This window comes from Nostoc sp. ChiVER01, from assembly GCF_034531155.1.
Taxonomy (GTDB): domain Bacteria; phylum Cyanobacteriota; class Cyanobacteriia; order Cyanobacteriales; family Nostocaceae; genus Nostoc.
Map to the genome: position 1 here is coordinate 1 of NZ_JAVRBS010000048.1, position 15,274 is coordinate 15,274.

Consider the following 15,274-nt stretch of genomic DNA (forward strand, 5'->3'; position numbering starts at 1 on the left):
ATCAGGTTCCCAGGTATTCATCACACAGCGATCGCAAAACTTTTCGGTCTACTGAGTTTTAACAACCATCCCGGCTAGGGGTGGGTTGAAAGAAGCCGTAGAAAATCGCTTTGATCGCCAAAGTGAGTAAATCTTGGTTTCAACAACCATCCCGGCTAGGGGTGGGTTGAAAGTTTGAGGAGCGGAAGGGAGATTTTCACCCCCACGTTTCAACAACCATCCCGGCTAAGGGGTGGGTTGAAAGGTTCGCGCTGTGATTCTTTGAGCCATGTAAAAAGTTTCAACAACCATCCCGGCTAGGGGTGGGTTGAAAGTATCCAGCTAACGATATCCACAGCTTTACAAGTAAGTTTCAACAACCATCCCGGCTAGGAGTGAATTAAGAAAAATATTTGAAGCATTAAAATTTTTTTGAGAGGGTTGAAAGGCGCACTTCGTTCGGGAATATTCCAACATTTGTGAGTATATTAGAGATGTGCTGGGATCAACTCCACTTAAAAGGTCGGCGACATTAATTTGTTAATACGACATTTAAATCGTTAATAACGACACTAATGTGTTAACGACGACAAATAATTAGTTATTCGATACATCTACATCGGGATGACTGGATTCGAACCAGCGGCCCCTTCGTCCCGAACGAAGTGCGCTACCAAGCTGCGCCACATCCCGGCATAAAAATCCCATGATAAATTAACAATATCACAACCCGTGCCAAATAACAGAATTACATCTATATATATGAACACTTTACCCAAGGCTTTGCTTGCTACGATTAAATTTGTATAACTCTAGTGGTAAAAGCGGATTGTGACTGTAAAACCAGACTGGTTGCGGGTAAAAGCGCCTCAGCATGAGCGGATTGGTAACGTTAAAGATATTTTGCGGGATTTAGCCCTCAATACAGTTTGTGAGGAAGCATCCTGTCCAAATATTGGTGAATGCTTCAATGCTGGGACTGCCACATTTTTAATTATGGGCCCGGCTTGTACACGCGCTTGTCCCTACTGCGATATTGATTTTGAGAAAAAACCTAAACCGCTAGACCCCACGGAACCTGCACGACTAGCAGAAGCTGTTCGCCGCATGAAACTTAATCATGTTGTGATCACTTCTGTAAACCGAGATGACTTGTCAGATGGCGGTGCGTCTCAGTTTATAGCGTGTATTAATGCGGTTCGTACTGTTTCACCCAACACCACGATTGAGGTACTAATTCCTGACTTGTGCGGTAATTGGAATGCTCTAGAGTTGATTCTACAAGCCGCGCCAGAGGTATTAAACCACAATACAGAAACTGTTCCACGCCTATATCGCCGGGTGCGTCCCCAAGGAAACTACGATCGCACATTAGAATTATTGCACCGCTCTCGCCAAGTTTCTCCTAGCACATATACTAAATCTGGTATCATGGTTGGACTAGGTGAAACTGATGCCGAAATTCGCCAGGTCATGCAAGACTTGCGAACTGTAGATTGCGACATTTTGACAATTGGGCAATACCTCCAACCCAGTCAAAAACATTTGCAAGTAGATGAATTTGTCAACCCAGAACAATTTGCAGCTTGGAAGGCATTCGGCGAACAAATCGGATTTTTACAAGTTGTTTCTTCACCATTGACAAGAAGCTCATATCATGCAGAACAAGTCAGGGAATTAATGGAACGTTATCCCCGCAGCCAATTTTAGATTTTAGATTTGTTCTTGCGTTTAAATTCGGGCACAACTCTTATAGATGGTGTTCGCATTCAGACCTTTTTAAATTTTGGATTTTAAATTATTCAATTCCAAAATCCAAAATTTAAAATCTAAAATTCGGTGAGTTAAAAGAATGGGGTGATGGGGAGACTTTTGATTAATGACTAATCCAAAAACTGTAGCAATTCTTGGTGCGGGTGCTTGGGGTGCATCTCTGGCAAATCTCGCCACAGCAAATGGTCATCAAGTGCGCGTGTGGTCGCGTCAAGGTTCGCAAACTATCCAAGCAGTTTTAAAAGATGTCCAAATCGTCCTATCCGCTATCTCAATGATTGGTGTGAGGGATGTTGCTTCTCAAGTCCAGTCTTTCCCCCTTTCTCCAGAGACAATTTTTGTCACAGCGACGAAAGGCTTAGACCCTCAAACCACCTGCACGCCATCGCAAATTTGGCAAACAGCATTTCCTAACCATGCAGTGGTTGTTCTGTCTGGGCCTAATTTATCAAAAGAAATTCAAATGGAATTACCAGCAGCTACAGTGGTAGCCAGTAATATTCCCACGGCTGCGGAAATAGTGCAGTTAGTATTTTCTTCTGGACGTTTTCGGGTATATACCAATCCCGATCCTTTGGGTGTGGAATTGGGGGGAACACTAAAAAATGTGATTGCGATCGCAGCTGGTGTGTGCGATGGTTTACAACTAGGAACCAATGCCAAAGCTGCTTTAGTCACCCGTGGACTTACAGAAATGGTTCGCATCGGCAACAACTGGGGTGCGAAGACAGAAACATTTTATGGTTTATCAGGTCTAGGAGATTTATTAGCAACCTGCAATAGTCCCTTAAGTCGCAATTACCAAGTCGGCTATCAGCTAGCTGGCGGTAAGTCACTTACAGAAACTCTCGCAAATTTACAAGGAACTGCTGAAGGAGTGAACACTTGTCGGGTTCTGATGCAACGAGCCAAGCAAGAAAATATTCCTGTTCCAATCACTGAGCAAGTTTATCGTTTACTTCAGGGTGAAGTCACACCTCGACAAGCGCTTGATGAACTGATGCTGCGAGATATCAAGCCAGAGTACAACTACTAGTACCGCAAAGTAGAAATCAAAAGTTAAAAGTCAAAAGTCAAAATGAACACAGCGTAAGAGTTTCGTTGATTTGGGATGGATGGTTTATTTACGCCGTGCTGTACTAGCAGTCTGTCCCATAAGTTCTGATTGATTAGTTTGTTACCAAAACCCTGTAGAGACGCGAAATTAATGCGATAGACCAGTAGTCTGTCTTGAAATTGGCAGGTTAAGGCTAATATGCAAAAAGACGCGGGGACAGGAGAGAGTATTTAATAACTCCCCCACGTTTTCTATTTCCGTATCGAGAGAATTTTTGCCGTTAATACTAATCACTTCTTAAATATCTATTAGCTCTACTTATACCTGAATAATCCTGAGAAAAAATTGCTAAATCGTCAGGATATTACTTTTGTAGCCATGTAAATGTGACTATGCCAATTATAAAGATGACATTCACTTAAGGATGTTTATACTGTGTTAAAAAAGCTACTATCAAAAATCATCAAGGTTGAAATGTTAACTAAGTAGTTGAAATATTCAAAACCTAGCTGCCGATTTGAATAGCTATTGGTTTAATCAAAAGCTTATCAGCCGATTAAGTTCAGTAATGCTGTATCCAATAAAACTATTACAGTTAATTTCAAAAAAAACTGTAATGGAACGTTCAACTATGTTAGTTCATCGTAAATCACGGGAACAATAGCAACAGTTGAATAGCTGACCGTAATCTAAGCTGACCGAAATCTATTGTTACCTGGAGCCATTGAGACGATCTTTATGCCAGCAACATCTTTTTATGCAGACGCCCCCTACAACACCAAAAAGTCTAGCCAGGCTTTGGACTCGGATCTCACGGTTGACGAAAGTGAGTTATCGGTAGATGACCTACAGGAGCTAGAAATAGCTGCTGCTGACAATGCTAACTTTACTCTTAACACTAACCGTCGGAGTACAGACCTAGTACGTCTATATCTTCAGGAAATTGGTCGGGTTCGCTTGTTGGGGCGCGATGAAGAGGTTTCAGAAGCTCAAAAAGTTCAACGCTACTTGCGGATGCGGATAGTACTTGCTAAAGCCGCTAAGGAAGGGGATGAAGTGATTACGCCTTATCTTCGGTTAATTGAAGTTCAAGAACGTCTTACTTCTGAACTAGGACATCGGCCGTCTTTGGAAAGATGGGCTGCTACTGCTGATATAGTTTTATCGGATCTTAGACCGACTTTGGCAGAAGGCAAACGTCGCTGGGCTGAAATTGCCAAGTTGACTGTAGAAGAGTTGGAGCAAGTTCAGTCCCAAGGACTTCAAGCAAAAGAACACATGATTAAGGCGAATCTTCGCTTAGTTGTGTCTGTTGCTAAGAAGTATCAAAATCGCGGTTTGGAATTGTTGGATTTAGTCCAAGAAGGCACACTTGGTTTGGAGCGAGCTGTAGAAAAATTTGATCCAACCAAGGGTTATCGCTTCAGTACCTATGCTTACTGGTGGATTCGTCAGGGAATTACACGGGCGATCGCTACTTCTAGTCGCACCATCCGCCTCCCTGTCCATATTACCGAAAAGTTAAACAAAATCAAAAAGGCCCAACGCAAAATTGCTCAAGAAAAAGGTCGCACCCCAACTCTAGAAGATTTAGCAACTGAGTTAGAGATGACACCGACTCAAGTACGAGAAGTTTTGTTGCGGGTTCCTCGCTCCGTTTCTTTAGAAACCAAAGTAGGTAAAGATAAAGACACTGAGTTAGGCGAATTACTCGAAACCGACAGTGTAACTCCAGAAGAGATGTTAATGCGAGAATCTTTACAAAGAGATTTGCATCATCTTCTATCAGATTTGACTAGCCGGGAACGCGATGTAATTTTGATGCGCTTTGGTTTGGCAGATGGTCATCCTTATTCTTTAGCAGAAATTGGCCGCGCTCTCGATTTATCACGGGAACGAGTCAGACAAATCGAATCCAAGGCTTTGCAAAAGCTACGTCAACCCAAGCGTCGCAACCTCATCCGCGACTATTTGGAATCTTTAAGTTAGTCATTTGTCATTTGTCATTTGTCATTAGAAAACTGCATTTGACAAATGACTACCAACAAATGGCTGATTTTATCCCATATTTAAAGCCTTTTAGAGGCTTGTAGCAAATAATTTGCATTTAATTGGACAAGAGTTTCCCCAGACCTTTGCTCAAATATCTTAAAGGTGGGGATCAACTGCACAATTCAAAATTAACTTATATAAAATTCAAAGTCAAGGGATGCAATCGTTATAAGTATCCTAATTATTAGCTGTATGCAAATTAAATGCACTACAGCTTATTACTTGATTTTTGCTCAAGATTTGATGACTTGTTCTTATAATATTTAGTAAGAATTCTCAATAGGCAATGATTGTTGCAAATTGCTCCCAAGATTTGTTATATTCTCAACTAACAAGCTTTGTTGAGAAATATTAGTATGACTGTCTACACAACTACTTCACTCAAGGCAGAACTGAATGAACGAGGCTGGCGATTAACTCCCCAGCGCGAAACAATTTTACACATTTTTCAAGAACTTCCGCAAGGTGAGCATTTAAGCGCGGAGGATCTTTATCATCGGCTAGAAACTGATGGTGAAGGGATCAGTCTGTCAACTATTTATCGGACTTTGAAGTTGATGGCAAGGATGGGAATTTTACGGGAATTAGAACTGGGCGAGGGACATAAGCATTATGAAATCAACCAGCCCTATCCTCATCATCACCATCACTTAATTTGTGTTAGATGCAACTCAACTATTGAGTTTAAAAATGACTCAATTTTAAAAATTGGGTCGAAAACTGCTCAAAAAGAAGGTTTTCACCTACTGGACTGTCAAATGACCATTCATGCAGTGTGTCCCAAGTGCCAACGGGCACTGATGCCGCTTTAGCACTTGGGTAGATAAAAAACAAAACTACTCAAATTAACCAAATAAATGGAATTTTGAGCAGTTCGTAATTTGTTGTTACTGGAGGCAAGCAACCAGTTTGGGACTGATACTAACAACGCCAAAGCGGATGTTAAAAGCGTCCGCTCTTAAGATCCTTGAGACTAATGCCGTAGAATTCTTGGGCTTGTTTAATTGCTTTTTTGGTGTCAGCTGCCATTACACCGTTCAGCTTGCCTTTATAAAAACCCCGCTCCCGTAGTCGCGTTTGGATTTCTAAGGTATTAAATTCGCTTTTGCTAGTAGTATTAACTGAGCTATATAACTTAGCTCGCGTAGTTGGGCCGGCAACACCACTTGCTGACAAGTAGTTAGCTGCTTGGAATCTCCGTACAGCATCGGCAGTGTAAGGGCCATAGTAGCCATTTGGCTCTCCCTCTAAGTATCCTGCCTGGATTAACTGTTCTTGAAGTAGTCTAACTGGTTCGCCGCGATCGCCTACACGAAGTTTACTGCGATTGACTACCTTTGTGGGAGCCTCTTCTCCATCACCAATGCCAATTCCTGGCAATTTAGCTAATGTTGCTGGGCCAACAATACCGTCAACGCTTAATTTGTAAGAATCTTGGAACCGCTTGACAGCTTCTTCGGTAATTGGGCCAAATATTCCTGTGGCGTTTCCGTAATAAAAGCCTGCAATTCTTAAGCGTTCTTGCAAAGCTCTGACATCTTCACCTTCAGCCCCTTTAGCAAGGTAGTTGGAATTACGGCGTTGGCTACTAGTTGCTGAACTGGCTGAACTAGTTGTGCTGGGCTTTTTGGCTTGTGCGCTTCTTACAGCAGTAGTTTTTTTAGCTTGCCAAGTTTCTAATTTTTGTAGGGTGTTTGCGCCAACAATGCCGTCCACTGGTAAACCGGCAGCCTTTTGAAAGCGCCGCACAGCTTCTTGTGTGGATGCGTCATATACTTGGGTAACAGAAGATTGGTAAAAACCTGCTGTTTTCAACTTTTGTTGTAAATTTCTGACGGAAGGGCCTTGATCGCCTTTTTCCAGTGCCATGACGCTGGTAACAGCGCCAAGAATAGATAAAGACAGAGCAAGGGGCAACATATACTTCCAAGCCCTACCTGAAAGCCGTTTCCAGTCTGGTGCAGCTGCGTCCTTAAACAAGGAACTGAGGGAGACCAATTCACTGGGTGTGCTGTCTTCGTAGGCGAAAGCTAGGTGCAAATACGCAAGATTCTCCATATTTGTTTCCTACACCATTGATTTTTCTTCGATCACTGCTTCAGCTTGATGTACTAGGTTCCTCAAAGCTTCTAATGTTCCTATATTTACATCCTCCCACAAATTGCGCTTATGTGCTTCTAATAATTTTTCAGCTATATCACGCAGTGCATAAGGATTCTTTTCCTGAATAAATTCTGACACAACTGGGTCGAGTAAGTAAGCCTCTACTATGCCTTGATACATATAATCTTCTACACATTTAGCTGTTGCATCGTAGGCGAATAAAAAATCTACTGTCGCCGCCATTTCAAAGGCTCCTTTGTATCCGTGGCGCATAACTCCGGTAATCCACTTGGGATTAACTACGCGAGAACGATACACCCGCGCGATTTCTTCTTTCAGTTGGCGGACTCGTGGTTTAGCGGGTATAGAATTATCACCAAAATAAGTTTCGGGATTTTTCCCCTGTAGAGAACGCACCGCCGCAGTTAAGCCACCCTGAAATTGGTAATAATCATCAGAATCTAGTAGATCGTGTTCACGATTATCTTGATTGTGCAGGACAATTTGCATTTGCGCCAAGCGTTGCTCGAAGGCTTTGGTATTGGGGACTGGGAATTGGGAGGAAATTTTATCCTCCCCTGCCCCTCTGCTCCCCTGCCCCCCTGCTCCTGCTCCCGATGAGTAGGCGTAAGAACTCCAGTTGATGTAGGCGCGGGCTAAATCTTCGTCGTCTGTCCAGTTTTGGGATTCGATTAAACCTTGGAGTCCGGCGCCGTAAGCACCTGGGCGAGAACCAAAGATGCGATAGCGCGATCGCACCACGGCTTCTTCTAGACTTAATCCTTGGCTTGTCCACAAATCAGTTTCTTGGCAAACTGTATCCGCTAAGGGATTTTCTTCTGGTGGTTCATCCAAGTCTGCTACTGCTGATACTGCTTGAGCGAATAAATCAATTAAGTTGGGAAAAGCATCCCGGAAGAATCCCGAAATTCGCAAAGTAACATCTACACGGGGACGCCCCAAAATCGCTAGGGGCAAAATTTCAAAATCCACTACTCGCCGCGCTGCACCATCCCAGACAGGTTGGACTCCAAGTAAAGCTAAGGCTTCGGCTATATCATCACCACCTGTTCTCATGGTGGCTGTTCCCCACAGTGATAAACCTAGTGTTTTGGGATACTCACCATGTTCTTGTGTGTAATATTCAACGAGGGTTTCAGCAGCTTTTCTGCCGATATCCCAAGCTGTTTCTGTGGGAATGGCGCGAATATCGACAGAATAAAAGTTTCTCCCTGTTGGTAGAACTTCTGGGCGGCCGCGTGTGGGTGCGCCAGATGGGGCGCTGGGGACGTAACTGCCATCGAGTCCGTGTAATAAGTGGGTGATTTCTTGGGGGGTTTTTTGTAAGGCGGGAAGGAGGCGATCGCGTATCCAGGTAGAGACGCGATGAATTGCGTCTCCCTCCCCAGCTAAGACGCGATGAATCGCGTCTGTACAAGAAGAATTTTGATTTATTAGTTGTTCTACTAGGAGGGCGGCGTGTTCTTCTAGGACTTCGACGATATCACCGAGGGTACGGCATTCTGTGCCATTGACTTTTGAGTATTCACCGCTAGGCATTGACAAATCGGCTGTGAGGGGATCGAAATCTAGATCCCAGTCTTGAGCGATCGCACGCGTGATGCCTGAAGAATGGCGATTGGGGATGCGAGCGATCGCTACTATTAAATCTCGTAGCTGCCTTCCTTGGGGGCATTGCCCGAAAATGTGCAAGCCATCACGGATTTGGGCTTCTTTCAATTCACAAAGATAGCCACCGATGGAATTCAAAACCAGAGATTCAGACTTAAAAATTTCTGTTTCATTTTGGATTCCTAAATCTAGATGGAGATTTTCTTTGATCACCAGTTCGTGGATGCGATCGCGAATCACTGGCAAACGCGAAGGATCTAAACTGTCGGCTTCGTAATACTCATCAATTAAATTTTCTAACTGCTGCAAAGAACCGTAGAGTTCCGCACGAGTCATCGGTGGCGTTAGATGATCTATAATCACCGCTTGAGCGCGACGTTTCGCTTGGGAACCTTCACCAGGATCATTCACAATAAACGGGTACAGGTGGGGAAGTGCGCCAAATGCCACTTCTGGATAACAATTACTTGATAAAGCCACACTTTTACCGGGTAGCCATTCTAGATTTCCGTGTTTCCCTACATGAACTACAGCATCAGCACCAAAAGTTTCTCTTACCCAATAGTAGAAAGCTAGATAGGCATGGGTTGGTTCTAAATCCGGCGCATGATAATTCAAACTGGGGTCATTATCATAACCTCTTGCTGGCTGAATTCCCACAAAAACGTTGCCGAGTTGAATTCCGGGAACGGGGAAAGAAGCAGGGGGGCAGGGGGGCAGGGGGGCAGGGGGGAAGAATTCTTGATTGCTCCTCTGCTCCTCTGCTCCCCTGCTCCCCTGCTCTAAATTTCCCCACCGTTCACTAATACCTTGCTGAACTGCTGGCGGTAATGAAGCGAAATATTCTTGATATTCTTCCCAAGAAACACTTTGGTGTACCGGAAGCGATTCTCTACCTTCTGGATCGTTGGTTACACCATCTGTCAGGCGTTGAATCAACTCTTCTCCTTGAGCAGGTGGATTTTCTACTTCATACCCAGCCTGATGTAAAGCTTGGAGGATTTCTACACAACTAGCTGGAGTGTCGAGTCCCACACCATTAGCGAGGCGGCCGTTGCGGTTGGGGTAGTTTGCCAAAATTAGAGCAATTCGCCGTTCTTGGGGTGGTTTGGAACGTAGACGCGCCCAATTTGCTGCTAGGTTGGCAACGAACTCAATGCGATCGCTCACTGGTTCATAAATTACCACATCCGTCTCTAGATGGGGATTACGAGTTTGTACGGCTTTAAAAGACACAGCACGAGTAATAATCCGCCCATCTACTTCTGGTAGCGCCACATTCATCCCAATATCGCGGGGAGAAAGCCCTTGAAACTGTGACTCCCACTGCTCAATTGATCCGCCACTGAGGATCACCTGCAATACAGGCACATCTAATTTTTCCCATAGTTCAGTTTGGGGTGTTTCGCTTTCCAAACGTGCTAGAGAAAAACTGGTGGTATTCAGCAACACAGCTATTGATTCGCCTTCTTTGGGTTGAAAAAATTCACTCAACTCAACTTGCACATCAGGTTCACGCAATGAGGAAACAAATACTGGCACAGGTTGTAAATTTTTTTGTACCAAAGCTTCGCATAAAGCATCAATTACTTTAGTATTTCCCGCTAAATAATGAGCGCGGTAGAAAAGGATGCCGATTTTGGGGATTGGGGATTGGGGGATTTGAGGTTCCGAGGTGGATGAATCTAGTTCCGAGGTGGATGAATCTAGTTCCGAGGTGGATGAATCTAGTTCCGAGGTGGATGAACGGAGTTCTGAGGCGGATGAATCTAGTTCCGAGGTGGATGAACGGAGTTCTGAGGCGGATGAGTCCAGTTCTGAGGTGGGTGAATCCAGTTCTAACTCTCCCCTGCGCCCCTGCTCCCCTACTCCCCATTCATACAATCCCACACGCGGAACTGGACAGGGTAACGGCGGATTATATGCAGTTAACAGGCAAGTATCAGAGATAAATTCCAGAGCATTAACGAAATTTTCTACGCCGCCTTCGCTGAAATATTGCCATACCTGATTCACAATACTCAGAGGTACGGTAGACTGAGAAATTAAGTCGGGATCAAAAGCGTCGTCCCCTGGCATTACAATGAGGGTTCTACCATTACGTTGTACAATTTCTTGCACTACTTCTAAGCCATAACTCCAGTAGGAACGTCCTCCTAACAGGCGCAAAATAATTACTTGGGCAAGTTCCAAAACTTGCTCCCCATAAGTATCTATGCTTAACTGTTGCTGTAACTGCAAGAGATTAGCGACTCTTAAGGCAGGAAAGCTTGTAGGTAATTTTGTCACCGCAACTGCCAAAGTTTGAATGTCGGTATCAGCAGCCGTAATCAACACGAAAGGCGCTGGAGTTTGTTCTAGAAAAATTAAGCCCTCTGACTGATTCCATCCACCCGATATGCTACTTGTACGATGCATAATGCTGTATTACCGTCTTAAACTATATGGTTATTGCACAATCAAAACAAACTTTTTCCGTGCATTCAGCCCCTTCTTACCAGTAATGATTTAAAATGCTTAGTTCTCCTGATTTGAGCTTTTCTCGAACCTTGCCTATTGTTGTATTTAATCAGCTTGGGGAATTGTTAGAACAGATGGCTCAAACGGTGGGAAGTGCCACTCTAGTACTGACAGAAGCTGTGTTGATGCGGATTTGCATACCTGTGGAATGGCAAAGGCAAAGGTTTACGTTGGTGGTTTCTGAGCAGTTTAGTGCGCTTCTGGTAGGAAACTTAGCGCAGGGGGAGGAAGGGGAGCAGGGAATTGACTCGGCGCTTAATGCTCAATTGACATTTAATTTAGAGGCGATCGCAACATTCGTTTACGAATTGAGAGACTTGTTTGAGTGTGATTCCTCCACTTACCAAAATCTCGAAGGCTATCGCCAAATTATTCGACCCAATGATGCCACGCTGCAAAGTCAATTTTCACTGTTGTTATTAGAATATCTTTTAACTCAGCCAAACCAAGAAATAATAGCACCTCCAAGCTCAACGCCGACAATTTATATCTGTCAGCCAGTGGAAGATGCTTTAAAAAAACAGATTTCCCAAGAGCGGTTGTTAAATCAGGTAACAACACAGATCCGCAAAAGCCTGGATTTGTCGGTGATTATGGCAACAGCAATTACACAAGTGCGTGAGTTTCTGGAATTAGACAGATTAGTAATCTATAAATTTGAAGGTTCCAAAGTTAAGGCTCAACAATACCAGTCTGATACTATTCCCCTCAGTGGAACTGCACTGCTAACAGGTATGGAACAGTCAATTGGGGAACCTTCCAAAATCTATTTTTCTATACCAGAGAATAAGGATAAACTCTCGCTTTCTGTGTCAGCCAATAATCAACCATTACTAGAAAACAGGCAAAACTATCGAGGTTATATTGTCTATGAAGCCCGTGCTACAGATGCTATTACATCGGTGTTGAATTACACGGAAAGAAATTGCTTTATCCAAACCTCTCAATGTTGGGAAAAATATCGCCAAGGCTTTACCTTAGCTGTGGATGATGTCGAAAAAACTTATGCTCTAGAAAAGTGTTTGTTGAAATTTTTGAGGGAAAGCCAAGTTAGGGCTAAGTTAGCAGCACCGATTATATTTGAGGACAAGTTGTGGGGATTGCTGATTGCTCATCAGTGCGATAAGCCACACCAGTGGACTGAAAGTGAAAAAAACTTGTTGGTTGCGATCGCAGAACAATTAGCGATCGCAATTCACCAAGCTGAGTTAATGCAAACGCTTACCCAAGAAAAACAAACTCTCGAACAACGAGTTATTGAACGTACAATAGGATTGCGTGATGCTCTCCTCGCCGCCGAAGCTGCTAACCGTCTCAGAAGTGAGTTTCTCGCTACTATCAGTCACGAATTGCTCACGCCTTTAACTTATGTGATTGGGATGTCATCTACATTGTTACGTTGGCCTTTGGGTGAATTGAGTCAACGACAACGGGGTTATCTGCAAACAATCCACGACAGTGGAGAACATTTATTAGAAATGATTAATGACATCCTCGATTTATCGCAAATTGAGGCTGGTAAGACAGCTTTAAATATTTCGGAATTTTCTTTGGTGAATGTTGCTGAAAATGCTATAGAGTCACTGCGAAAAAAAGCAATCAGTGAACAAATTAATCTCAACCTTGATTTGCAAATCGATCCTAAGCGCGATCGCTTTACCGCCGATGGAGAACGAGTAGAACAAATTCTCTGGAATTTGTTAACTAATGCGATTAAATTTACCCCTGAAAATGGCAGCGTTACCTTACGTCTTTGGATGGAAGATAATACTGCTATTTTTCAAGTGGAAGACACCGGGATTGGTATTCCCGATGAACAATTACCATTAATTTTTGATAAATTTCAGCAACTCGATACACCCTATCGCCGCCGCTACGAAGGTACTGGACTTGGACTAGCTTTAACTAAACAACTTGTGGAACTCCATCGGGGACGAATTGAAGTAGAATCAACTGTAAGTATTGGCTCAATTTTTACTGTATGGATACCAACTCAGTCTATGAGAGTGGTGAGTTAGGAGTTATGCGATTTTAGGATACAACGAGTTTGAAAACATCCCCATACTATACATGAATTTTTTGCAACTAACTTAAGTATGAATAACTAGTCTATCTTAAGGGGGTTTTTGAAACTAAGTGCAGCAAGTAAGCTGTTATTTGATTGTTGAAATTAGCTTTCCATACTACGGGTACTTAAACTTTTTATGATTAAGTACTTTTTTATCTATAACTATGATTTACGCACTGTACAAATTAACCATGATGTGAATTGTGGTATTTGGTCGCAGATGATATCAGCTAACCAAAGCACTAAATTTTTTATTTTGAGGCTAGGCTAATAAGCATTTTTTCAAAAATCCTCAACACAGCCTCCTCTCCATTGTCTCTAGTAAAAATACTATAATTAGGATGAGAATTGATTTCAATCAACCAATATTGGTTATCTCGATCTAAAACTATATCTAAACCACCATAATCAAGGTCTAATTCTTCAAAAATTGGTTGAGCAAAATTAGCAATCTCTGACAATATTTGTGGATCATTAATATACTTGGCTTTCGCACCATTCCAGTGCAGGGGACTGAGGTTTCCCGCAAATTCTGCATTACTTATATCTTTTTCATAGAGCAAAACTAATTCTTTATTTAAGAAAACCGCTCTATATTCAGATTTAATGTGAATAAATTCTTGAGCGATCGCAACGTAATCATACTTTTGATTAATATCAAAAATTTCTTTTACAGCAGTTTCAATTTCATCTGTATTCTGGCATAAAAAAACGTTATGTCCACCAGAGCCAGAATTTCTTTTGACAATTACTGGTGTTTCAAATTTTTCTTGAATTTCTAATACGATATCCTGAATACTAGGAAATTTTAAATAAATTTTATATTGAATGTCACAAAAAGGGGAAAGAAAACCTATAGTGCGAGGGAGTTTAATTTTTTGTTTTAAAATATGGTAAGTGTATTCTTTATCTTTTATTATTTTTGCTACTGCTTGATTAATTAACGGAGTACTATAGTTACAAAAATAATGCTGTTTATTATTGAGTTTAATTCTTATTAAATTTTCAGCAGGTTGAAAAATTTCATAGCTGATGTTTAAGTTTTCACAAGCTTGGAGCAATAGCGAAACATTATCTAACATAAATACTTAAATTTAAATGTCCAAATTACGATCTAGGAATTATTTTAACTTGTTGTTTGCCGTTTAAAAATTACTATCTCAGTACCAACAACTGGGTTACGTGCTATCAACCTATTTTGGGAGTCAACAATTTCTAAATGGGTAAAATCCAGTTCTTGAGAGCGTTGTAATATCTCCCCAGCTAATTTGTCTTGCTGAGATTCATTGAGAGTGTACCAATCGTCGCTAATTTTGACCGTAAGATTGCTGGTGCGGAAGTTGGCTTGAATTGACTTTATCAGACCAGAGGCAATGCGATCGCTAATTTCGGCTACCTGATTTTCAATAGCCGCAATCAAGGCTTGTTCTGGTGTCAATTCTATGGCTGGGGTTGGTGTTGGCGTTGGCGTGGGAATTGGTTCGGGTTCCGCTTTCGCTTCCGGCGTTGGTGGTGGCGGAGTTTGTATTTCTGGCGGCGGCGTAATTTCCTCTGGTGGCAGTGACGGCTGTGGTTCGGGTGCAACTGACTCAGGTGGAGTAGTTATCGTTGGTGTCGGTGCTGGTGCAGGAACTTCTTCAACGGGTGGAACTGTTGCAATTTCAGTAGGTTTACCAGTAAAGACACTCGCAGTTGTCCAAACAATAATTACAGCAATTGCAGTAACAATTCCCGTCAAAGCTGTATCTGATAACTTTGTTGACAAATTTGATGGTAAAAACAAGCGGATTGTCCTTAACAGTCCACCCCACCACAACTGAAACTGATGGAAAAAGCCAGGTTTTTCCTCAGTACCCGGTGGGGGTGCTGTCTCCAGTTTCTCCACCGTTACTTCTAAAACCCCTATCGTCCCTTGGAGAAGTTGGATAATTTTAGCCTTCCAAAATGGCTGAACTCTCTGGTAAGGTTTTTGGGGAGGTTGAGTTACTTGCTTATCCGTCGGTTTTGACTGATTGTCTTGTGACATAGAACTTTCACCAAAAGCAGCGAATCAAAGACAAACAACGTACATTATTACTGGTGCTGCCTTC

General features: G+C 42.6%; 9 protein-coding genes and 1 tRNA gene. 5 read left to right on the plus strand and 5 right to left on the minus strand.

Features of this window, described 5'->3' with window-relative positions:
- Positions 1-598: 598 nt before the first annotated feature.
- Positions 599-672: transfer RNA gene (locus tag RMY00_RS34530), tRNA-Pro, on the minus strand.
- Positions 673-810: 138 nt separating this feature from the next.
- Here RMY00_RS34530 and lipA point away from each other — a divergent pair.
- The 4 genes from lipA (at position 811) to RMY00_RS34550 (ending at position 5,673) form a co-directional block, all read left to right on the plus strand.
- A complete protein-coding gene (gene lipA / locus RMY00_RS34535) occupies positions 811-1,689 on the plus strand; it encodes a lipoyl synthase (RefSeq protein ID WP_322651865.1) in 879 nt (292 codons plus the stop codon).
- A 169-nt stretch (positions 1,690-1,858) separates the two neighbouring features.
- Positions 1,859-2,788 carry an NAD(P)H-dependent glycerol-3-phosphate dehydrogenase gene (locus RMY00_RS34540; RefSeq protein WP_322651866.1) on the plus strand — a complete coding sequence of 310 codons (930 nt, stop codon included), beginning with the start codon at positions 1,859-1,861 and terminating at the stop codon, positions 2,786-2,788.
- A gap of 759 nt (positions 2,789-3,547) precedes the next feature.
- Entirely contained in the window at positions 3,548-4,798 is a 1,251-nt protein-coding gene (gene sigC, locus RMY00_RS34545; RefSeq protein WP_322651867.1) for an RNA polymerase sigma factor SigC, read from the plus strand.
- Between the two features lie 419 nt (positions 4,799-5,217).
- Complete coding sequence (locus RMY00_RS34550; RefSeq protein WP_012407750.1) at positions 5,218-5,673, plus strand: Fur family transcriptional regulator; 456 nt, start codon at positions 5,218-5,220, stop codon at positions 5,671-5,673.
- Between the two features lie 130 nt (positions 5,674-5,803).
- Here the strand turns inward: RMY00_RS34550 and RMY00_RS34555 are convergent, their stop codons facing one another.
- Together RMY00_RS34555 and cobN are read right to left on the minus strand one after the other, a co-directional pair.
- Positions 5,804-6,919, minus strand: a complete 1,116-nt coding sequence (locus RMY00_RS34555; protein WP_322651868.1) for a peptidoglycan-binding protein — start codon at positions 6,917-6,919, stop codon at positions 5,804-5,806.
- A gap of 9 nt (positions 6,920-6,928) precedes the next feature.
- Positions 6,929-11,014: a cobaltochelatase subunit CobN gene (gene cobN, locus RMY00_RS34560; RefSeq protein ID WP_322651869.1), complete on the minus strand. Its 4,086-nt coding sequence runs from the start codon at positions 11,012-11,014 to the stop codon at positions 6,929-6,931.
- Positions 11,015-11,109: 95 nt separating this feature from the next.
- On the opposite strand from cobN, the gene RMY00_RS34565 reads away from it, so the two are divergent.
- Positions 11,110-13,134: a GAF domain-containing sensor histidine kinase gene (locus tag RMY00_RS34565; protein ID WP_322651870.1), complete on the plus strand. Its 2,025-nt coding sequence runs from the start codon at positions 11,110-11,112 to the stop codon at positions 13,132-13,134.
- Positions 13,135-13,435: 301 nt separating this feature from the next.
- On the opposite strand, the gene RMY00_RS34570 is transcribed toward RMY00_RS34565, so the two are convergent.
- A complete protein-coding gene (locus RMY00_RS34570; protein ID WP_322651871.1) occupies positions 13,436-14,266 on the minus strand; it encodes an ATP-grasp domain-containing protein in 831 nt (276 codons plus the stop codon).
- Positions 14,267-14,310: 44 nt separating this feature from the next.
- Complete coding sequence (locus RMY00_RS34575) at positions 14,311-15,210, minus strand: hypothetical protein (protein WP_322651872.1); 900 nt, start codon at positions 15,208-15,210, stop codon at positions 14,311-14,313.
- Between the last annotated feature and the right edge of the window lie 64 nt (positions 15,211-15,274).

Excerpts from the sequence above, each read along its gene's own strand:
- RMY00_RS34575 (WP_322651872.1), bottom strand. The coding sequence starts at position 15,210 with ATGTCACAAGACAATCAGTCAAAACCGACGGATAAGCAAGTAACTCAA.
- RMY00_RS34565 (WP_322651870.1), top strand. The coding sequence starts at position 11,110 with ATGCTTAGTTCTCCTGATTTGAGCTTTTCTCGAACCTTGCCTATTGTT.
- RMY00_RS34550 (WP_012407750.1), top strand. The coding sequence starts at position 5,218 with ATGACTGTCTACACAACTACTTCACTCAAGGCAGAACTGAATGAACGA.
- sigC (WP_322651867.1), top strand. The coding sequence starts at position 3,548 with ATGCCAGCAACATCTTTTTATGCAGACGCCCCCTACAACACCAAAAAG.
- cobN (WP_322651869.1), bottom strand. The coding sequence starts at position 11,014 with ATGCATCGTACAAGTAGCATATCGGGTGGATGGAATCAGTCAGAGGGC.
- RMY00_RS34540 (WP_322651866.1), top strand. The coding sequence starts at position 1,859 with ATGACTAATCCAAAAACTGTAGCAATTCTTGGTGCGGGTGCTTGGGGT.
- RMY00_RS34570 (WP_322651871.1), bottom strand. The coding sequence starts at position 14,266 with ATGTTAGATAATGTTTCGCTATTGCTCCAAGCTTGTGAAAACTTAAAC.
- RMY00_RS34555 (WP_322651868.1), bottom strand. The coding sequence starts at position 6,919 with ATGGAGAATCTTGCGTATTTGCACCTAGCTTTCGCCTACGAAGACAGC.